General features: G+C 70.9%; 19 protein-coding genes and 1 pseudogene. 10 read left to right on the forward strand and 10 right to left on the reverse strand.

Translation table 11 applies throughout. The features are described from left to right. Positions 1–65 precede the first annotated feature (65 nt). The 5 genes from ACIQZO_RS00895 to ACIQZO_RS00915 all read right to left on the reverse strand — a co-directional run bounded on the left by ACIQZO_RS00895 (position 66) and on the right by ACIQZO_RS00915 (position 3946). Positions 66–830, reverse strand: coding sequence for a CAP domain-containing protein (locus tag ACIQZO_RS00895; protein ID WP_403618044.1), 765 nt, complete (start codon positions 828–830; stop codon positions 66–68). Positions 831–1350: 520 nt separating this feature from the next. After that, the gene (locus ACIQZO_RS00900) at positions 1351–1626 is read right to left on the reverse strand and encodes a hypothetical protein (protein ID WP_403618047.1); all 276 of its coding nucleotides are present in this window, start codon (positions 1624–1626) and stop codon (positions 1351–1353) included. Between the two features lie 25 nt (positions 1627–1651). Further along, positions 1652–2176, reverse strand: coding sequence for a CAP domain-containing protein (locus ACIQZO_RS00905; RefSeq protein WP_403618050.1), 525 nt, complete (start codon positions 2174–2176; stop codon positions 1652–1654). 230 nt (positions 2177–2406) lie between these two features. Beyond that, positions 2407–3261, reverse strand: coding sequence for a helix-turn-helix domain-containing protein (locus ACIQZO_RS00910; RefSeq protein ID WP_403618053.1), 855 nt, complete (start codon positions 3259–3261; stop codon positions 2407–2409). A 223-nt stretch (positions 3262–3484) separates the two neighbouring features. Beyond that, positions 3485–3946, reverse strand: a complete 462-nt coding sequence (locus ACIQZO_RS00915; protein ID WP_403618056.1) for an ATP-binding protein — start codon at positions 3944–3946, stop codon at positions 3485–3487. A 91-nt stretch (positions 3947–4037) separates the two neighbouring features. Between ACIQZO_RS00915 and ACIQZO_RS00920 the strand changes: the two genes are divergently transcribed. From ACIQZO_RS00920 to ACIQZO_RS00940, 5 genes are all read left to right on the forward strand, one after another. Next, positions 4038–4886, forward strand: a complete 849-nt coding sequence (locus ACIQZO_RS00920; RefSeq protein ID WP_403618059.1) for a helix-turn-helix domain-containing protein — start codon at positions 4038–4040, stop codon at positions 4884–4886. Further along, the gene (locus ACIQZO_RS00925) at positions 4883–5086 is read left to right on the forward strand and encodes a DUF397 domain-containing protein (RefSeq protein ID WP_403618061.1); all 204 of its coding nucleotides are present in this window, start codon (positions 4883–4885) and stop codon (positions 5084–5086) included. Before ACIQZO_RS00920 ends, ACIQZO_RS00925 begins: the two co-directional genes overlap by 4 nt. Then, positions 5083–6264, forward strand: a complete 1182-nt coding sequence (locus tag ACIQZO_RS00930) for a hypothetical protein (RefSeq protein WP_403618064.1) — start codon at positions 5083–5085, stop codon at positions 6262–6264. The genes ACIQZO_RS00925 and ACIQZO_RS00930 overlap by 4 nt, the downstream gene beginning before the upstream one ends. 195 nt (positions 6265–6459) lie before the next feature. Beyond that, positions 6460–8529 carry a phosphocholine-specific phospholipase C gene (locus ACIQZO_RS00935; RefSeq protein WP_403618067.1) on the forward strand — a complete coding sequence of 690 codons (2070 nt, stop codon included), beginning with the start codon at positions 6460–6462 and terminating at the stop codon, positions 8527–8529. Positions 8530–8589: 60 nt separating this feature from the next. After that, complete coding sequence (locus ACIQZO_RS00940; RefSeq protein WP_403618071.1) at positions 8590–9021, forward strand: GNAT family N-acetyltransferase; 432 nt, start codon at positions 8590–8592, stop codon at positions 9019–9021. A gap of 258 nt (positions 9022–9279) precedes the next feature. Here ACIQZO_RS00940 and ACIQZO_RS00945 read toward each other — a convergent pair. The 5 genes and pseudogenes from ACIQZO_RS00945 to ACIQZO_RS00965 form a co-directional block, all read right to left on the reverse strand. Next, a pseudogene (locus ACIQZO_RS00945) lies at positions 9280–9450 on the reverse strand (nitroreductase/quinone reductase family protein); the annotation flags it as partial. A gap of 111 nt (positions 9451–9561) precedes the next feature. Further along, positions 9562–10473: a phosphatase PAP2 family protein gene (locus tag ACIQZO_RS00950; protein WP_403618074.1), complete on the reverse strand. Its 912-nt coding sequence runs from the start codon at positions 10471–10473 to the stop codon at positions 9562–9564. 114 nt (positions 10474–10587) lie between these two features. Next, positions 10588–11598, reverse strand: a complete 1011-nt coding sequence (locus ACIQZO_RS00955; RefSeq protein ID WP_403618077.1) for a DUF389 domain-containing protein — start codon at positions 11596–11598, stop codon at positions 10588–10590. A gap of 69 nt (positions 11599–11667) precedes the next feature. Beyond that, the gene (locus tag ACIQZO_RS00960) at positions 11668–12702 is read right to left on the reverse strand and encodes a LacI family DNA-binding transcriptional regulator (protein ID WP_403618079.1); all 1035 of its coding nucleotides are present in this window, start codon (positions 12700–12702) and stop codon (positions 11668–11670) included. A gap of 26 nt (positions 12703–12728) precedes the next feature. Further along, positions 12729–14417 (reverse strand): glycoside hydrolase family 13 protein, encoded by a 1689-nt coding sequence (locus ACIQZO_RS00965; RefSeq protein ID WP_403618080.1) that lies wholly within the window; start codon positions 14415–14417, stop codon positions 12729–12731. Between the two features lie 222 nt (positions 14418–14639). Here ACIQZO_RS00965 and ACIQZO_RS00970 point away from each other — a divergent pair, with 222 nt between their 5' ends. Genes ACIQZO_RS00970 through ACIQZO_RS00990 form a run of 5 tightly spaced genes read left to right on the forward strand, consistent with a single transcriptional unit; the run spans position 14640 to position 20494 of the window. Continuing rightward, a complete protein-coding gene (locus ACIQZO_RS00970; protein WP_403618082.1) occupies positions 14640–15914 on the forward strand; it encodes an extracellular solute-binding protein in 1275 nt (424 codons plus the stop codon). A gap of 7 nt (positions 15915–15921) precedes the next feature. Further along, on the forward strand, positions 15922–16971 hold the full coding sequence (locus tag ACIQZO_RS00975; protein ID WP_403618084.1) for a carbohydrate ABC transporter permease: 1050 nt from the start codon (positions 15922–15924) through the stop codon (positions 16969–16971). A gap of 2 nt (positions 16972–16973) precedes the next feature. Next, on the forward strand, positions 16974–17855 hold the full coding sequence (locus tag ACIQZO_RS00980; RefSeq protein ID WP_403618086.1) for a sugar ABC transporter permease: 882 nt from the start codon (positions 16974–16976) through the stop codon (positions 17853–17855). Between the two features lie 51 nt (positions 17856–17906). Continuing rightward, a complete protein-coding gene (locus ACIQZO_RS00985; RefSeq protein ID WP_403618088.1) occupies positions 17907–19496 on the forward strand; it encodes a glycoside hydrolase family 13 protein in 1590 nt (529 codons plus the stop codon). Continuing rightward, positions 19481–20494 (forward strand): LacI family DNA-binding transcriptional regulator, encoded by a 1014-nt coding sequence (locus tag ACIQZO_RS00990; RefSeq protein ID WP_403618090.1) that lies wholly within the window; start codon positions 19481–19483, stop codon positions 20492–20494. The genes ACIQZO_RS00985 and ACIQZO_RS00990 overlap by 16 nt, the downstream gene beginning before the upstream one ends. The last annotated feature ends 63 nt before the right edge of the window (positions 20495–20557 follow it).

Below are 20557 nucleotides of genomic sequence, written 5' to 3' on the forward strand. Positions count from 1 at the left end.
CCGGACGGCTGTTCGCCGTCCGGCCGAGCGGTGGTGAGGCTGAGCGGTCGTGCGGCGCCGGTGCGTCAGCGCGCCGTGCCGAAGTCCTGCGTCCAGTAGCTGCCGGGCTGCGCCAAGCCGATACCGATCTCCTTGAACGCGCAGTTCAGGATGTTCTCCCGGTGGCCCTGGCTGTTCATCCAGCCCTCCATGACCTTCTCGGGAGTGCTGTAGCCGTAGGCGACGTTCTCGCCGTAGGTACGCCACGTGTACCCGGCGCGGGTGATGCGCGCGCCCGGGTCCGAGCCGTCGGAGCCGGTGTGGGACATGTTGCTGTGCGAGGCCATGTCGGCGCTGTGGTCCTGCGCGGCCTTCGTGAGCTTCGCGTTGAGGGAGACGGCCGGGCATCCGGCGGCGGCGCGCTCCTGGTTGACGAGCGCGAGGACCGCGGCGACGTCGCCGGAGGCCGGCGGGGCGGCCGGCTTCGAGGGCTGGGGCGCCTGCGGCTTCTTGGTGGCGACCGGCGGCTTCGCGGGCTCGGGCTGCGCGGGCGGGGAGGTCTGTACGTCCGGCTGCGCGGGCGCCGGGCTGCTCGGGGAGGCCTCGGCGGGGCTGCTGCTCGGCGACGCGGCCGGGAGCGGGGCGTCCACGGGCGCCGGGGTGCTCGGAGCGGCCGAGGGCGTGTACTGCCACGGGCGCTGCTGCTGGTGGCTCGCGGTCCGCGTCCGGCTGTTGCCGCTGTCCTGCGTGTCGAAGCAGGCCATGGCGGCGGTGGGAACACCCACGATGGCGAGCGCGCCGACGCCGATGGCTATTTTCTTGTAGGACGACTTCTTCCGATGCTTCTGCATGCCTGACCTCATTCAGTGATCGCGAAGCTTCCGGCGCCGGAATCGCAGGGCGCCGAAGAGGCCGCCATTCTTAAAAGCGTGTGAATGGCCTGGCAAGTTTCCGCTGATCACAAGCCCGGGGCGGTCGGCGCACGGCTTGAAACGGGACCGTGATCGTGCATCATCACGATTTGGTCACTCCCGCAACCATCTGAAGGGTGATCAGAAATGGCTGTGACCTGGCCGGTCGGGGGCAGGCTCACCGGTACTGCGGATTCCGTTTCCGGCGTAGAGGGGAATGTCAATTCCAAAAGGGACAAATATCGAAATGTCGGCGGGTTAACGCTCCGTCAAGAATGCCCTGCGCCGACGTGCGGACCGTGACGCATATCACTGTTTCCCGCCGGGGTGGCCAGGGGTGCCAGGGCCGGCAGGCCGGCAGGTCGGGACAGCGCGAAGCGCCCCCTTTCCCCTCGGGGCGCCCGCGCGGCACGCCGGCGTACGGAGAGGAAAGGGGGGCGCTGTCCTTGATCCCGCGGGACTACCGCGGTTCCTGGGCCGCCATCCGGCAGGCGCCGTTCGCGGCGCCGCCCGGTACTCCGGCCCCGGTCAGGCCGCTGACACAGCCCTGGAGATCGCCACTCACGCCACTGCGACAGGATGCGGTGACGGCGTCGGTCACCTCGGCGCCCGCCTGAGCGGCCATGTTCGTGCAGGCGGGGATGTCCGCGTGGGCGACGGGGGCGACGAGGGCGACGCCGCCGAGGGCGAGGGTCAGGCCGGTGAGGACACCGGCGATACGGGTCGATGTGTACATGGGGACGTACCTGCCCTCCGGACGGCTACCTGGACTGGACGGCGAAGAGCTGAACGGCGTACTGGCCGCTGGTACCGACCCCGGTCTGCTTGTACGTGCAGTTCAACATGGCGTCCCGGTGGCCCCTGTCGCTGGCCATCCAGCCGTCCACGTGGGACTTGGAGGAGTCGTGGCCCGGTCCGGAGACGTTCTCCGAGGAGGGGCCTGCGGGCGAGTAGCCGGCCTTCTCCATCCGGGCCGTGTAGCTGGACCCGTCCGAGCCGGTGTGCGCGTTCAGCCCGTTCGCCGCCATGTCGTCGGCGTGGGCCTGGGCGGCCGCCGCGAGCCGGGGATCCACGGTCAGGGCCTCGCAACCGGCCTTGGCACGTTCGGCGTTGACCAGTGAGAGAATCTCGTCCGGCGAGGACTGCTGCACGCTGCGGGTCATGGTCGCCGACGTCGTGGCTGCCGCCGGGGCGGCGATCGCGGTGACCGCGCCGCCGAGCACGAGCAGGGGGACGGTACAGGCGGCGGTGCACACGCGGCGGATCCGGTTGTTCTTGGTACGCATGAGAGTTTTCCCCTCGTCGGGGGTCGTGGGGGAGCCGCCCACGGCACCCGGCTTGCGGGGCGGCCGCCCGGGGCGGCCACGGGGTGCTGCGCGGCCTGTGGAGGGACGTGCACCGCGCCGCAGGCTGCTGCGGGGACGCGCGCCTTCTTCCACCGTACGACCGGGGGCGCCTGCCCACGACCGGGCGCCTCGGCGTGCGACATCGGGGCGGACGTGCGGGGCGGAACGCTCTACGCGGCTGTCGCCGCGGCGGGTGGTGGGCTGCAGCTCCGGCAGCGGCCGGGGGTGGGGGAGCGGAAGGCCCGGTCGCAGTCCTCGCACGAGCGGAGGGGGTGGACCGGGCGGTCCGGGAGCACGGGGTGCGCCCCCCAGGGGTCCGGGAGCCGGGGCGGGAGCTGTTCCCGCAGGCGGTGCGCGAGCAGGGCCGCCGGGGAGTGGATCGCGGCCGACGGCAGCGCGCGCGTGAGCGCGGCGGTGACGGCCGCCGGGGGCAGTCCGCGCTCCAGCCAGAGCGCCGCCGCGGGTGCCAGCCTCACCGTGTCGCGCTGGGACAGCACCAACCGGGGATCGCGCAGCCGCAGCCGGGCCGGCAGCTGCCTTGCCTGGAGCTCAACTTCCGGGACCGCCTCCTCCGGGACCTCTTCCGGGGTGGGTTCGGGGGTGGGCTCCGGTTCGGGATCGGCGTCCGGGCCGGGCGCGGGGGTCGGTGCAGGCCCGCGCCGCTCGCGGTGCGCCTCCGCCGACCTCGCGGGCGGGTTGTTGTACGAGACCGTGCAGGTCACGACGCACCCGTTCGGGAGCCGCTCCCGGATGCGGGCCAGGTAGCCGTGCGCCTCCAGCTCGCGCAGGGCGGCGGCGATACGGACCTCACCCTCCGGGAAACGCCCGGCCAGGGCCTTGATGGTGACCTTGCTGCCCGGCGGGAGGGACTGGATGTGCGTGGCCAGGCCGATCGCCGTCAGGCTCAGCTCGCGGTGCTGGGCGAGGTGGTTGCCGATCTTGACGTAGCCGCGGTGGTGGTCGTGGTTGATGTGTCGGATGCCCGACGAGGCGCGTGTGGGCGCGCTAGGCTGCTGATCAGCCATGGAAGGGTAGGGTCCTTCTCTTTGGTCAGGCCCTCGGCGGGATGCCAGTCCCGTGCGAGGGCCGAACGCGTTTTATGGGGTTGTCGGGAGTCAGACTGCCCGGTGAATTCTCATATGTGCCAGCCGGGTTGGGGTGATTCACCCGACCGGGTGAGAGGGGAGGGGGAGGTGTGGAGAGGTTATTTCCCCCGGTTATCTGTCTTTACATGTCGTGCGGAACCGGTCATCGCCCCACCGGGTCGTGGAAACCTCGATCCGGTGAAATCGGACTCCCCAAATCCATTTCCGCCCATACGGTTTTCAGTGGCGCGGGCCCGTGATCCGTCCCCCAGCGCGTGGCGAGCGCGGACACCAGGGCCAGCCCCCGCCCCGACTCCGCCCCGAGCTCCGGCACTTCGGCCACCGCTGGAGGCCCGAACTCCCGCCGGGTGTCCGACACCTCGACACGGAGCGTAGGCCCGGGTGTGATGCTCAACGCCAGCCGGAAGTCCCGCCCGCGTACTCTCCCGTGCGTCACGGCGTTGGCGGCGAGCTCGGCGACGACCTGCGCCGCATCCTCGAACGGAAGTTTGTGTTCCGTAAGTTGGGCGACCGCCAGTGCGCGGGCGGCGCGTGCTCCGCGCGGGGTGGAAGGGAGCGTGGCGACGAGGCAGATTTCCTGATTCACGTGACTCAGCGTGGCCATCCGTGCGTAACCTGAACAGAGTTGAGGGCGCTGTGTACGACGGCTGTCCAAGCTCGTCCCGTGGTGTCCTCCCGGTCCAACGGAGGTGGCAGTGAGCACGGACGGCGCGAACGAGTCGAGCTGGGAACTCGACCCTGAGGACGAATCCGGGGCGGTCATCGCCACGGTGGGACGCCAGTTGAAAATGTGGCGGGAGGCGTCCGGACTCGACCGGGCGAAGTTCGGTGAACGGATGGGTTACGGAGCGAACCTGATCTACAAGATCGAGCGCGGCGCCCGTATTCCGCGTCCGGAGTTCTTGGACAAGGCGGACGAGGTCCTGGGGGCGGGTGGGAAAATCGCCGCGATGAAAGCGGACATCGAAAGGGCCCGATATCCCAAGACAGTCCGCGATCTGGCCAAGTTGGAAGCCCAAGCCGTGGAAATCGGGTCATACGACAACGGTGTGGTGCCGGGCCTGCTCCAGACCGAGGAGTACACCCGTGCCCTCTATGCGGTGAGGCGTCCGGCCTACTCGGAGGATGCGACCGAGCGTCTGGTCATGGCGAGGGTGGCGCGCCACGACATCCTCCGGCGACACCCGGCCCCGCTTCTGACCGTGGTGCAGGAAGAGGCTGTCCTCCGAAGGCCCATCGGGGGCAAGATGGTGTTGCGCCGCCAGCTGGAGAACCTGTTGGAGGTGGGCAGCCTGCGGAACGTGGAGATCCAGGTGATGCCCACTGCTGTCGAGGACCATGCCGGTCTCGCGGGATCCCTCACAGTCATGCGTCTCAAGGACGGAACGACCATCGGCCACAACGAGGTTCAGCTGGTCAATCGCTTGATCACTGAACCGAAAGAGGTCCAGATCCTGGACATGCGCTATGGCATGATCCGGGCACAGGCCCTGACGCCTCGTGCTTCGCTGACGTTCATCGAGAAGGTATTGGGAGAGACATGAGCATCAAGCCGTCGGGCGAGAGCCTCTCCGCTCTGACGTGGGTAAAGAGCACTTACAGCACGAACGACGGACCCAACTGCATCGAGGTCGCCAAGACCCCCGGCGCCGTCCTCGTCCGGGACTCCAAGCGTCCCGACGACGCCCGGCTTGCCGTCACCCCGGCTGCCTGGAGCGGCTTCGTCGCCCACGCAGCCGCGTGATAGGGCTGGCCGCCGCCACCAAGGCCGTCTTCCGCTATCGGCGGCCCCGGCCGTGGTGCTGGGAGGTCGTCGTGAAAGCCGTCTGCGACGAGACGCACGCCGGCAGGGACGCCGATCTAGCGGTGACCCAGGCCGGCCCTGCCGTTTCCGCGCATGCCGACCGGATTGCCGTCTCCCTCGGCAAGGGGCTCGGGCCCGTCGACGCGCTCACGCTCGCCCTCGCCGGGATGGGCGATCTTCGGGCGCTGCCCGGCCTGCGGCGGCTCGCACGGGAACGCCCGCTCTCCTACGACCGCCCCCACGCCCGCATCCTGGCCGCGCTGCCCGCCGCGGAGCTGCTCCCCGTGCTGCTGCCCAGCCTGCGGCGCAAGCCCGAGCGCCACTACACGAGTTCGCCCATGCTGGAACCCCTCGTCGCCTGGGGGACGGCCGCCGCGCCCGCCGTGCCCGAGGTGGTCCCGTACCTGGATACGCCGTACCCCTACGACGCCCTGCGCGCCCTCGGCCGGATCGGCCCTCCGGCGGCCGTCGCCGCGGACCGGATGGCCGCGTACGCCACCGGTCGTCGCGACGTGCCGCCCGGCCGCCACATCGCGCGGCGGGCCGCCTGGGCGCACTGGCGGGTCACCGGCGAGCCCACCCTCGCGCTCGACGTGTGCGGAGCAGCGGTGCGGTCCGGGACGGCGAGCCACGGCCTGCCCTTCCTCGCCGATCTCGGTCCGCCGGCGGCGGCGCACGCGGACCCCGTGCGCGGCCTGATGGAGTCGCCCGGCGCGTGGACCCGGGTCGCCGCAGCGCACGCGTACTGGCGGATCACCGGGGACCCGGAGCCCGCCGTACCGGTACTGCTGGCGGAGGTGGACCCGGCGTGGGCGGGCAACCCGGCCATGCCGGTGCGGGAGGCCGTCCACCGTCTCGGGGAGATCGGCGCCCCGGCCGCCGCCGCGGCGTCCCGGCTGCGATCGGTCCTGGCCCGGGAGGAACGGCTCACCCACCCCTTCGTGGGCGTAAGGGTCCTGGCGGACGAGGTCTATGTCCGTACCCTCACCGTCGCCCTGGAGCGGATCGCTGCGGGGGAGGACGGCGGGCCCGTACCGCCGCCCGCGTTGGAACCCGTACCGGCTCCCGTCCCCACCGTCCGGCAGCGGCTGATGCTACGGCCGGGGCGCTCGCGCTGACGCGGCCGCGGCGGCCGTCGCGTACGGACCTCGGGCGCTTGCGCCCGGCGACACCGGGCCGAACTCCGGCAGAATCCGACTGCCGTTCGCCTGGCGTACCCGTCGTCGTCATGCCGGGCTCCCTCTCCGGTACGCCGGGCACGTTGTTCTTGGAGCGCTCACGCACCCGCGAACGAAGCAGAGGTCCCTCTCGCCATGGCAGAACTCAACCGTCGCCGTTTCCTCCAGCTCACCGGCGGCGCCGCCGCCCTGAGCCTGCTCAACGAGAGCATCGCGCGCGCCGCCGCCATCCCCGCGCAGGGGACGACCGGAACGATCGCCGATGTCGAGCACGTCGTGGTCCTGATGCAGGAGAACCGTTCCTTCGACCACTACTACGGCGCGCTGCGCGGCGTCCGCGGCTTCGGTGACCCGCGCCCCGTGACCCTGCCCAGCGGCAAGTCCGTCTGGCACCAGGCCGACAACGCGGGCAAGGAGACGCTGCCCTTCCGCCCGCCGTCCGACGACCTCGGCATGGAGTTCCTCCAGGGCCTCAACCACGACTGGGCGGGCGGCCAGAGCGCCTTCAACAAGGGCAAGTACGACAACTGGGTGCCCGCCAAGACGCCGGCCACCATGGCGTACCTGACGCGCGAGGACATCCCGTTCCACTACGCCCTCGCCGACACGTTCACCATCTGCGACGCCTACCACTGCTCCTTCATCGGCTCGACCGACCCCAACCGCTACTACCTCTGGTCGGGCCACACCGGTAACGACGGCAAGAACGGCGGCCCGGTCCTCAACAACGCCGAGGCCGGTTACGACTGGACCACCTACCCCGAGCGGCTGGAGGAGGCCGGCGTCTCCTGGAAGGTCTACCAGGACATCGGCAACGGCCTCGACGCCGCCGGATCCTGGGGCTGGATCAACGACGCCTACCGCGGCAACTACGGCGACAACTCGCTCCTCTACTTCAACAAGTACCGCAACGCCCAGCCCGGCAACCCGCTCTTCGACAAGGCCCGCACCGGAACCGACGCCAGGACCGGCGAGGGCTACTTCGAGCAGCTGCGCGCCGACGTCGCCGCCGGCACCCTGCCCGAGGTCTCCTGGATCGCGGCCCCCGAGGCGTTCAGCGAGCACTCCAACTGGCCCTCCAACTACGGCGCGTGGTACATCGCGCAGGTGCTGGACGCGCTGACCTCCAACCCGGACGTGTGGGCCCGTACCGCGCTGTTCATCACCTACGACGAGAACGACGGCTTCTTCGACCACGTCGTCCCGCCGTACGCCCCGGCCGACGCCAACCAGGGCCTGTCGACCGCGCCGACCGCCCTCGACGTCTTCCCCGGCAAGGCGGGCTACGTCGCCGGACCGTACGGGCTGGGCCCGCGCGTCCCGATGCTCGTCGTCTCGCCGTGGAGCACCGGCGGCTACTCCTGCTCCGAGACCTTCGACCACACCTCGGTGATCCGCTTCATGGAGAAGCGCTTCGGTGTGCACGAGCCCAACATCTCGCCGTGGCGCCGCGCCGTCTGCGGTGACCTGACCTCGGCCTTCGACTTCGCCCGCCAGGACACGGCCACGGTGTCGCTGCCCGACACCGGTTCGTGGGAGCCGCAGGACCGCGAGCGCCACCCCGACTTCCGGGCCACCCCGCCGGCCGTGGGGAGCATGCCGCGCCAGGAGAAGGGCCTGTGCCTCACCCGCCCGCTGAAGTACGCCCCGTACGTGGACGGCGCGGCCCTCACCGGCGAAGGCAAGTTCAAGCTGACCTTCGGCGGCGGCCCGGACCTGGGCGCGCAGTTCTACATCACCGCCGCCAACCGGACCGACGCCCCCTGGACGTACACCACCGAGGCCGGCAAGTCGATCTCGGACACCTGGAACACCCGCTACTCGGCCGGTGTCACCGACCTGACCGTGCACGGCCCGAACGGCTTCCTGCGCGGCTTCCGCAACGCCGGCACCACTGCGGGCCCCGAGGTCACCGCCCGGCACAATGCCACCACGGGCAACCTGGACCTCACGCTCACCAACGCCGGGGCGTCTACGGCGACGCTCACGGTCACCAACGCGTACGGCGGCGGTCCGAAGCGCCTCACGGTCGCCAAGGGCGCCACCGTCACGTACACCGTGTCCCTGAAGAACACGAAGCGCTGGTACGACGTGACGGTCACCGCCTCCGAGTTCGCGGACTTCGCCCGCCGCTTCGCCGGCAAGGTCGAAACCGGTGCGGCCGGCCTGTCGGACCCGGCGATCCTGACGAACCAGGGCTCCTGACCCGAGCGTGCCCGCTCCCCCGGACCGCGCCGGGGCAGCGGGCACTGCTTGGATGTCGGGATGAGCCATGACCTTCCCGACGGTTACGAGATCTCCACCGACGCCTCCCGACTGGACGTCGCCCTGGTCCACCGCTGGCTGTCCGAAGACGCGTACTGGGCCCTCGGGCGCGATCGGCAGAAGCAGGAGGACGCCATCGCGCACTCCTTGAACTTCGGCCTCTACGACCATGCCTCCGGCGTCCAGCTCGCCTACGCCCGGGTCGTCACCGACCGGGCCACCTTCGCCTGGCTCTGTGACGTCTACGTCGATCCGGGCGCCCGCGGCAAGGGGCTCGGCGGGGCCCTCGTCGACGCGGTGCGCGCGCACCTGGAGCCGTACGGCCTGCGCCGGGTCATGCTCGCCACCGCCGACGCGCACGCCGTCTACGCCCGATCCGGCTTCGAGCCGCTCGCCACCCCCGAGAAGTGGATGGCCCTCGGGGAGCAGTAGCCCCCGCCCGCCCGGGAGGAGCGATCGCCTCAGGCCGCCGGCGGCCGGGGCGGGAAGGGGATCTCGGAGCAGCGGCAGCAGCGACTCCTCCTCGTGGTCGAGGTGAGCGTCCAGCTCCGAGGACATCCGGGCCGGTTCCTCCTGGTCGGCCAGGCTCCGCACCTCGGCCGGGCCCTCGCCCGGTGCGGGGTCGTTCTTCTCGAGGACCACCACGGGCAGGACGCGGACGGTGTTCTCCTGGTACTCGCCGTAGCCCGGAGCCGAGGCCACCAGGTGCGCGAACAGCCGGTCCCGGTGCGCGCCCTCGGCCGGTACGGCGACCGCCTCGAAGGAGTCGGCACCGATCTCCACCCGGACCAGCGGGTGCGCGAGCAGGTTGTGGTACCAGTCGGGGTGCTTGGGCCCACCCAGGTTGGAGCCGATGATCAGGAGCCGGTCGTACCCGCCGCCGCTTGACCGGGTGGCTGGAAAGCCGGATGCCCTGTACCTGCCCGATGGAAGCCGGGCAGGTACAGGGCATCTCGGTCCGGCGCGGTGCGCCTACCGCTGCGGCGGGGTCTGCGGGAGCCGGCGCCGGAAGCGGCCGATGAGCTCCGAAGCCGGGTGCGGATCCGCGTGCTCGGGGTGGCGGGGCAGGCGGTGCGCGAAGGAGCCGTACCAGGAACGCGAGACCGTGTACCCGAAGGCCAGGCAGAGCATGCCGCCCACGGCGTCGAGCCAGAAGTGGTTGGCGGTGGCCACGATGACGACGAGGGTCGCCGTCGGGTAGAGCAGGCCCAGGATCCGGGCCCAGGGGGCCGAGGCGACCGCGAAGATCGTCAGGCCGCACCAGAGCGACCACCCTATGTGCATGGACGGCATCGCGGCGTACTGGTTCGACATCTGCTTGAGGTTGCCGGAGGCCATCGAGCCCCAGGTGTGGTGGACCAGCACGGTGTCGATGAAGTTCTGCCCGTTCATCAGCCGGGGCGGCGCGAGCGGGTAGCAGAAATAGCCGACCAGGGCGACGCCCGTGGTGGCGAAGAGGACCATCCGCGTGGCGGCGTACCGCCCCGGATGGAAACGGTAGATCCAGACCAGCACGCCGATCGTCACGACGAAGTGGAGCGTGGCGTAGTAGTAGTTCATGCCCACGATCAGCCACGTCACGGAGTTGACCGCATGGTTGACCGACTGCTCGACGGCGATGCCGAGGGTCCGCTCCGCGTCCCAGATCCAGTCGGCGTTGGCGAGGGCGGCCGCCTTCTGCTCGGGCACCGCGTTGCGGATCAGCGAGTACGTCCAGTAGCTGATCGCGATGAGCAGGACCTCGAACCAGATGCGCGGCCGTCGAGGGGCACGCAACCGGGAGAGCAGGGTGCGCTCGGACCCCGGACGGGTCTCGGTCTCGGCCACGGTGGGTGGTGAGACATCCGTCCGGGTTTCCAGTGTCTTCACGCTCGATTCACCCATGGGGAGAGAGTCTGCCAGATGCGTTCTCGCCTCCGATCATCCCTTGGGACGGTCTTCGGCGCCTCCGGTCCGCCTTGGGTACGACACGGGACCGAGGGCAACCCCGAGTCCCGGCTACTGTCCCACCTTCCCGGCCGCGATCTGCTGGCCCCGGGTGGCGTCGACGACGATGGGGATGCCGTCGGGCAGCTGTCCCTCGAGGTCGGCGAGCAGGTTCTCGATCGGAGGGAGGTCGTCGGGGCTGCGCACGTGGATGTAGAAGGTCCTGGACTGGGCGTCGACGCCGGTGACGGCCGCGCCGGGGCTGCCCGACAGCCAGCGCTCCGCGGCGGTCCAGGTCCGTGCGGTCCACGCGTTCAGCAGGACCGCGGTCACCGTGTTCGCGCCCAGCGGGAGCATGACCGCGGTGAACAGCAGGCCGAGCATGATGTAGGCGCGCCGGGGCGCCCCGGCCCGCTCGGGCTGTCCACCGGCCCGGGTGTAGCCGAGGACGGCGAAGACCACCATGCCCGCGAAGACCATGCCGAGGAGGTTGGAAACGAAGAGCACCAGCGCGCCCAGAGCGAGCCACCACGACGTCTGGCCGGCGCACACGCCCGTCACCACGAGCGGTGGTACCAGGGAGATCGCGATCGCGACCCCCGGCAGGACCGCGGCGACGTCCTTGCGGGACAGTGCCACGGCGCCGGCGAAGCCCGTGGCCAGTGCGGCGATCAGGTCGAGCAGCCCGGGGGAGGTCCGGCCGGCGATCTGACTGTCCGACAGCAGGTCGTACGAGGCGGGCACCACCAGCGAGGCCGCCGCGCCGATCAGGAGCACCAGCAGGCCACCGAGCGCCACGAAGGCCAGGGCCGTGGAGCGGCGGCGCTGCACGGCGCCGAGGGCGATGCCCATGATCGGCGTGGACAGCGGTGCGATGATCATCGCGCCGATGACGGTGGCGGTGGAGTCCGTCAGGATCCCGCACGCGGCGATCACGGAGGACAGCGTGAGCATGGTCCAGAAGGCCGACTGCTTCGCCCGGCTGTCGCCCGACGACAGATCGAGATCCTCCTGGAGGTCCTCCAGGGAGCGTCGCTTGTGGTCGGGCAGGATCCTGTCGCGAAGGCGGCCGGGCATGGGCATCTGCCCAGTATCGGGACCGGTCCCGCCGCACCGCGGCAGGGACACGTGCCCGCGGCGTGCGGGTCCTGCCTACTGGTCCCGGCGGCGCTGGCCCGGGCCCGAGGCCGTGGAGCCGCGCACCACCAGCTCGGGCAGGAAGACGAACTCGCTGTGCGGGGCCGGCGTACCGCCGATCTCCTCCAGCAGGGTGCGGACGGCCGCCTGCCCCATCGCCTGAACGGGCTGGCGGATGGTGGTCAGCGGCGGGTCGGTGAACGCTATGAGCGGGGAGTCGTCGAAGCCGACCACCGACACGTCCTGCGGCACCTTCCGCCCCTGCTGCCGGGCCGCGCGGATCGCACCGAGCGCCATCATGTCGCTCGCGCACACCACCGCCGTGCAGCCCCGCGAGATCAGCGCGGCCGCTGCGGCCTGGCCGCCCTCCAGCGAGTAGAGGGAGTGCTGGATCAGCTCCTCGATCTCGGCCTCGCCGAGCCCGAGCCGCTCCTTCATACCGAGCCGGAAGCCCTCGATCTTGCGCAGGACCGGCACGAACCGCTTCGGCCCGACCGCGAGCCCGATCCGGGTGTGCCCCAGCGCGGCGAGGTGGGTGACGGCGAGGACCATCGCGGCCCGGTCGTCGGGGGAGACGAAGGGGGCCTGCACCTTGTCGGAGAACCCGTTGATCAGGACGTACGGGACGCCCTGCCCGCGGAGTTGGTCGTAGCGGCCCATGTCGGCCGTGGTGTCGGCGTGCAGGCCGGAGACGAAGATGATCCCGGAGACCCCGCGGTCGACCAGCATCTCGGTCAGCTCGTCCTCGGTGGACCCGCCGGGCGTCTGCGTGGCCAGTACCGGCGTGTACCCCTGCCGGGTCAGGGCCTGGCCGATGACCTGGGCGAGCGCCGGGAAGATCGGGTTGTCCAGTTCGGGAGTTATCAGACCGACGAGCCCCGCACTGCGCTGCCGCAGCTTCACGGGCCGCTCGTAGCCGAGTACGTCCAGGGCGGCCAGCACGGATTCGCGGGTGCCTGCGGCCACACCGGGCTTGCCGTTGAGCACGCGGCTGACTGTGGCTTCGCTGACCCCCGCCTGGGCTGCGATGTCGGCTAGCCGTGCGGTCACGGGATTGGACTGTACCGGTCGGACGTTCACCATGACCACCAGGTGCACGAATCCGGGGGAAGCCGGACGGTACGGCCGTCCGTCTGCACCGGAGAGCTGGAGAGTACGGGACGCCCGGGCGCGGGGAGTTCCACCGCCTCGGGGCGGCTGTTGAGGGTGCAGGCGAAGCCGGGCCGGGTGAAGAGGAGCACGCCCTCGGGGGCGGACTGCCAGCGCATCCCGCACGAGTACGACTCCCCGGGCAGGGCCTCGGCCGCGGGCCCCGCATCCGGTGCGGGCACGGTCCCCGCCTCCGGCGCGCCCAGGCCCGGCATCGCCCGGCGCAGTTCCAGCGCGGCCCGGTAGAGCTCCAGCGTCGAGTGCGGGTCGCCGGTCTGGGCGGCGACGCCGAGGTCGCCCCAGCCGGCCGGCTGCGGGAGCCAGCTGCCGGCCGGCCCGAAACCGTACGGGGGCTCCGCGCCGCACCAGGGCAGCGGCACCCGGCAGCCGTCGCGCAGCCCGTCCTGTCCGGCGGTCCGCAGGAAGGCGGGGTCCTGGCGGACCCGGTCCGGGAGGTCCGCCACCTCGGGGAGGCCGAGCTCCTCGCCCTGGTAGACGTACGCCGACCCGGGCAGGGCCAGCATCAGCAGCGCGGCCGCCCGGGCGCGGGCCAGGCCGCGGGCCCCGCCGCCGTAGCGGGTCACATGGCGTACGACGTCGTGGTTGGACAGCACCCAGGTGGTCGGGGCGCCGACGGCGGTGGTGGCGGCCAGGGACTCGTCGATGACGGTCCGCATCGCGGCGGTGTCCCAGGGGCAGTTGAGGAAGCGGAAGTTGAAGGCCTGGTGCAGCTCGTCGGGGCGCACGTACAGGGCGAGCCGCTCGGAGGTCGGCGCCCAGGCCTCGGCGACCCCGATCCGCCCGCCCCCGTAGGAGTCGAGGAGGCGGCGCCAGGAGCGGTGGATCTCGTGGACCCCGTCCTGGTCGAAGAAGGGGAGCGGCTCGGTGCCGATCAGGGTGGCCTGGGCGCCTCGGCCGATGTCCGGGAGGCCCGGGGCCTTGACCATGCCGTGGGCGACGTCGATGCGGAAGCCGTCGATGCCGAGGTCGAGCCAGAAGCGCAGGACGGAGGCGAACTCGGCGGCGACCTCGGGGTGGTCCCAGTCGAGGTCCGGCTGCTCCGGGGCGAAGAGGTGCAGGTACCACGCGCCGTCCGCCACCCGGGTCCAGGCCGGACCGCCGAAGATCGACTCCCAGTCGTTCGGGGGCTCCGCGCCGTCCGGCCCCCGCCCCGGGCGGAAGTGGTAGCGCTCGCGGGCTCCCGGCTCCCCGGCGAGAGCGGCGCGGAACCACGGGTGCTGCTCGGAGGTGTGGTTCGGCACCACGTCGACGATGACCCGCAGCCCCTGCGCGTGCGCGGCCCGGACGAGCTCGTCGGCGTCGGAGAGGTCCCCGAAGAGGGGGTCGACGGCCCGGTAGTCGGCGACGTCGTAGCCGCCGTCCGCCTGCGGGGAGACGTAGAAGGGGGTGAGCCACACGGCGTCGACCCCGAGGCGGGCGAGGTGGGGGAGGCGGGAGCGGACCCCCCGGAGGTCGCCGATGCCGTCCCCGTCACTGTCGGCGAAGGACCTGACGTACACCTGGTAGATGACGGCATCGCGCCACCAGCCGCCACCGCTCGCGGTCGCGTTGCTGGAAGAGCTTGCAAGCTGGACGGCCGTCGAGTCGTGGGTCATATCGGGGTCAACGCGGGTACATGCCCCCTGGTTGCGGGCCCGGGCGGTCGAAGGTGACTCGAACTAACAGCAAGCTGCGGCAACCGTACGGACACACGGATGTAACGATCGGCTCCGCTTGCAGAAAGTTTGCGCAAGGTCTTTCGGTCCTCTTTCAGTCTTGTTACGTTCCTGGCAACTCGGGACCGCGAGGGCGCGGCCGGGATCATCGAAGGAGTTCATATGCGGCGTGGCATAGCGGCCACCGCGCTGGTCGCGGCTCTGGCGCTCGCGGCAACGGCTTGCGGTGGGGACGACAAGGACGCGGCCGGCGAGGCCAAGGCGGGCGGCGAGCTTTCCGGCACGGTCACGTGGTGGGACACCTCGAACGACGCGGAGAAGGCAAGCTTCCAGAAGCTCGCCGAGGCGTTCACCGCCAAGCACCCGAAGGTGAACGTCAAGTACGTCAACGTCCCGTACGGCGACGCGCAGAACAAGGTCAAGAACGCTTTCAGCAGCGGCTCCGACGCGCCTGACGTGATCCGCGCCGACGTCGGCTGGGTCGCGGACTTCGCCTCGCTGGGCTACCTCGACGAGGTCCCCGCCGAGACCGCCAAGAAGGTCGACGCCGAATTCCTGGCGCAGGCCGCGGCCAGCGGTAAGTACGAGGGCAAGACCTACGCCGTTCCGCAGGTCATCGACACCCTCGGCCTCTTCTACAACAAGAAGATGCTCGCCGACGCCGGCGTCCAGCCCCCCAAGACGCTGGAAGAGCTGAAGACCGCCGCCGCCGCGATCAAGGACAAGACCGGCAAGGCCGGCCTCTACCTCCGCGGCGACGACTCCTACTGGTTCCTCCCCCTCATCTACGGCGAGGGCGGCGACCTGGTCGACGCCAAGAGCAAGACGGTCACCGTCGACAACGAGGCGGGCGTCAAGGCCTTCAAGACCGCTCGTGACCTGGTCACCTCCGGTGCGGCGATCACCAACGCCACCGATGGCTGGAACAACATGCAGACCGCCTTCAAGTCCGGCCAGGCGGCCATGATGATCAACGGTCCGTGGGCGGTGGCCGACAGCTACGCCGGCGACCAGTTCAAGGACAAGGCCAACCTCGGCATCGCCGCGGTCCCGGCCGGCTCCGTCAAGGCGGGTGCCCCGCAGGGCGGCCACGACCTCGCGGTCTACGCCGGTTCCAAGAACACCGCCGCGGCGCACGCCTTCGTCGAGTACATGACCTCGCAGGAGGTCCAGGTGCAGTCGGCCAAGGAGCTCAGCCTGCTCCCGACCCGTACCGCCGCCTACGACCAGCCGGACGTCAAGAGCAGCGAGATGGTCCAGTTCTTCAAGCCGGCCGTGGACAAGGCCGTCGAGCGCGCCTGGATCCCGGAGAACGGCTCCCTCTTCGAGCCGCTGAAGGTCGAATACACCAAGGCGATCACCGGGGCGTCGAGCCCGGAGGACGCGGCCAAGGCGGCCGGCGTCGAGTTCCGCAAGATCCTCAAGGGCTGGAAGTAACGAAACCATGGCTGCCGACACCAGCCAGTCGGTGGCGAAGGCCGCGGGCGACGACGTCGAGACCGACGTCGCCGCCCGCGGCCGGAGCCGCAGGACTGACAGCGACCGCACTGACCGTGGCGGGAAAGGCGCGTCCGTACTCCGGCGCGCCCTCGCCACGCACTGGTACGCCTGGGCCATGGTCGCCCCGGTGGTGCTCGTCCTCGGCGTGATCATCGGCTGGCCGCTGGTCCGGGGTGTCTACCTGTCCCTGACCGACGCCAACGAGCGCAACGTCTCGCGCACCATCGGCGTCCGGCACATCGAGGCCACGTACGAGTTCGTCGGACTCGACAACTACGTGGACGTGCTCAGCGACCCGGTGTTCCTGCAGCGACTGGTGTGGACGGTGGTGTGGACCGTCGCGTGCGTGTCCATCACCTTCACGCTCGGCCTGGCCCTCGCCAACATGCTCAACCGGGAGTTCCGGGGTCGCGCCGCCTACCGGATGGCGCTCATCCTGCCCTGGGCCGTCCCCGGCTTCGTCTCCGTCTTCGCGTGGCGGTTCCTCTTCAACCGCGACAACGGCATCCTGAACAAGATCCTCGACGGTGGCGGCATCGCCGCGATCCCGTGGCTCGACGACCCGACCTGGGCCAAGTTCTCGGTCGTCGCCGTCAACGTCTGGCTCGGCGTCCCCTTCATGATGGTCGCCCTCCTCGGCGGCCTGCAGTCGATCCCCGGCGAGCTCTACGAGGCCGCCGAGATGGACGGCGCCAGCGCCTGGCAGCGCTTCCGGCACATCACCCTGCCCGGGCTGCGCACGGTGAGCATGACCGTGATCCTGCTCTCCACCATCTGGACCTTCAACATGTTCCCGGTGATCTTCCTGCTCACGCGGGGCGGACCGGGCGACTCCACGGAGATCCTGGTGACCCAGGCCTTCCGCGAGGCGTTCGTCACGAGCCCGCGCGACTTCGCCGGCTCCGCGACGTGGGGCGTACTGATCCTCGCGCTGCTCATGATCTTCGCGCTGGTCTACCGGCGCTCGCTGCGCAAGCAGGGAGAGGTGTGGTGACCATGTCCACTGCGGACACCGCTCGTACGACCACCGCCGGCAAGGCGACCGCCCGCGCCCGGGGAAGCCGTTCCCCGCTCGCCTCCGTCGCCCTGCACGCCACCCTCGTGGTGGCATCCGTGATCGCCGTCTTCCCGGTGCTGTGGATCCTGCTGACCTCGCTCAAGCCGGCCAAGCACGCGATCACCACCGACTTCGTCAAGGAACCGACCCTCAGCAACTACACGTACCTGCTGGAACAGAGTCACTTCCTCAGCTGGTTCGCCAATTCCGTCCTGGTCGCCGGCGTCACCACCGTCCTCGGTGTCTTCATCGCGGCCACCACCGGATACGCGGTCAGCCGCTTCAAGTTCCCCGGCATGCGGCCGCTGATGTGGACCCTGCTCATCACGCAGATGTTCCCCATGGCGATCCTCATCGTGCCGCTCTACAACCTGATGGGCGACCTCGGCCTGCTCAACCAGCCGCTCGGTCTGATCATCACGTACCTCACCATCGCCGTGCCGTTCTGCGCCTGGATGATGAAGGGCTTCTTCGACACCATCCCGGTGGAGATCGACGAATCCGGCCGCGTCGACGGGCTCAACCCCTTCGGCACCTTCTGGCGGCTGATCCTGCCCCTCGCCAAGCCCGGCCTCGCCGTCACCGGCTTCTACGCCTTCATCACCGCCTGGGGCGAGGTCGCGTACGCCTCCGCCTTCATGGTCGGCGAGGAGAACCTCACCCTGGCCGGCGGCCTGCAGACCTTCGTCACGCAGTACACCTCCAACTGGGGAGCCATGAGCGCCGCTTCGGTGCTCATCGCCATCCCCGCGGCGATCTTCTTCGTCTTCGCCCAGCGTCACCTCGTCGCCGGGATGACGGCAGGCGCCACCAAGGGCTGACCACCCGAGCCTGCCCCCTCTCACCCCCGGCCCGATCTCTTCAAGGACACCATGACCCAGCACCTCGCCGACGCACTCCCCACCTCCACCGGCACGCAGCCCGGCTGGTGGAGAGAAGCGGTGATCTACCAGGTCTATCCGCGCAGCTTCGCCGACTCCAACGGGGACGGCATGGGGGACCTCGAAGGCGTCCGCAGTCGCCTGCCCTACCTCAAGGAGCTGGGCGTCGACGCCGTCTGGCTCAGCCCCTTCTACGCCTCCCCGCAGGCCGACGCCGGCTACGACGTCGCCGACTACCGGGCCATCGACCCCATGTTCGGCAGCCTGCACGATGCCGATGCCGTGATACGCGAAGCCCACGAACTGGGCCTGCGCATCATCGTCGACCTCGTCCCGAACCACTGCTCCGACCAGCACGAATGGTTCAAGCAGGCGCTGCGCGAAGGCCCCGGCACCCCGCTGCGCGAGCGCTTCCACTTCCGCCCGGGACAGGGAGCCTGCGGAGAGCTGCCGCCCAACGACTGGGAGTCGATCTTCGGCGGTCCGGCGTGGACCCGCGTCGCGGACGGCGAGTGGTACCTGCACCTCTTCGCCCCCGAGCAGCCCGACTTCAACTGGGAACACCCCGCCGTACAGGACGAGTTCCGCTCCATCCTGCGGTTCTGGCTCGACCTCGGCGCCGACGGCTTCCGCATCGACGTCGCCCACGGCCTGGTCAAGGCCCCCGGCCTGCCCGACCTCGGCCGCGACGAGCAGCTCAAGCTGCTCGGCAACCAGGTGCTGCCCTTCTTCGACCAGGACGGCGTCCACGAGATCTACCGCTCCTGGCGCCTGGTCCTCGACGAGTACGCGGGCGACCGCATCGGCGTCGCCGAGGCCTGGACCCCCAGCGCCGACCGCACCGCCCTGTACCTGCGCCCCGACGAGCTGCACCAGGCCTTCAACTTCCACTACCTGAACACCGGCTGGGACGCGGAGGCGCTGCGCGCCACCATCGACGAGTCGCTCGACTCGATGCGGCCCGTCGGAGCCCCCACCACCTGGGTGCTGTCCAACCACGACGTGGTCCGCCACCGCACCCGCTTCGGCAGCCTGGAGCGGGCCCGCGCCGCCGCGCTGCTGATGCTGGCCCTGCCCGGATCGGCGTACGTCTACCAGGGCGAGGAGCTCGGCCTGCCCGAGGTCGTCGACCTTCCGGACGAGGTGCGCCAGGACCCCTCCTTCTTCAAGGCGAACGGCCAGGACGGGCTCCGCGACGGCTGCCGCGTACCGATCCCGTGGAGCGGCGACCAGGCCCCGTACGGCTTCGGCACGGGCGGCAGCTGGCTGCCGCAGCCCGCGGAATGGGCCGGGCTGAGCGTCGAGGCGCAGACCGGGGACCCGGACTCCACGCTCGAGCTGTACCGCTCCGCTCTGCGGGTGCGGCGCGCGCACCCGGCGCTGGGCGCGGGCGACGCCGTCGAGTGGCTGCCCGCCCCGGCCGGCGTACTGGTCTTCCGGCGCGGGGACTTCGTCTGCACCGTGAACACCACGGACGAGCCGGTACGGATGCCCGCGCCGGGCACGGTGCTGCTCACGAGCGGCGACCTCGCCGAGCCCGATGTCCTTCCGGCGGACTGCACGGTGTGGTGGCAGGGGTGACTTCCCCGCTGAGGCTGACGGACATCGCCGCGCAGGCCGAGGTCAGCGAGGCGACCGTCAGCCGCGTGCTCAACGGCAAACCGGGCGTGGCGGCCGGCACCCGGCACAAGGTGCTGGCCGCGCTCGACCTGCTGGGCTACGAGCGTCCCGTACGGCTCAAACGGCGCAGCAACGGCCTGGTCGGGCTGCTCATCCCGGAGCTCACCAACCCGATCTTCCCGGCGTTCGCCCAGGTCATAGAGCAGGCGCTGGCCGGTCACGGGTACACGCCGGTGCTGTGCACGCAGACCCCGGGCGGGGCCACCGAGGACGAACTGGTGGAACAGCTGGAGGAGCGCGGGGTCACCGGGATCGTCTTCCTGTCCGGCCTGCACGCCGATGCCCACGCGGACCCCGCGCGCTACCAGCGACTGGCGGCGCGCGGGGTGCCGTTCGTTCTGATCAACGGCTTCAACGAGCAGGTGAACGCCCCCTTCATCTCCCCGGACGACCGTGCGGCGGCCGACATGGCCGTACGGCACCTCCAGGACCTCGGGCACCACAGGATCGGACTCGCGATCGGGCCGACGCGGTACGTGCCGTCGGCCCGCAAGGAGCAGGGCTTCCTCACCGCCCTGCCGTCGGCGGAGGCCGACGGGCTGATCCAGCGCACGCTCTTCACGGTGGAGGGCGGGCACGCGGCGGGCATGGCCCTGCTGGACCGCGGCTGCACGGGCATCGTGTGCGGCAGCGACCCGATGGCGCTCGGCGTCATCCGCGCGGCGCGCGAGCGCGGGCTGCGGGTGCCGCAGGACGTGTCGGTGGTCGGCTTCGACGACTCCCCGCTGATCGCCTTCACGGACCCGCCGCTGACCACGGTCCGCCAGCCGGTACGCGCGATGGCGACGGCGGCGGTGGGCGCCCTCCTGGAAGCGGTCTCGGGCACCCCGGTCCAGCGCACGGAGTACGTCTTCCAGCCGGAACTGGTGGTCCGAGGCTCGACGGCGCAGGTGCCTTAGCCCTCCCGGGCGGGGGTGGGCCACGGCCCGCCCCCGCCCGCTTCTTTCGCGGCCGGATCGGCG

Source organism: Streptomyces sp. NPDC097617 (assembly GCF_044761485.1).
In the GTDB taxonomy this organism is placed as follows: Bacteria; Actinomycetota; Actinomycetes; order Streptomycetales; family Streptomycetaceae; genus Streptomyces.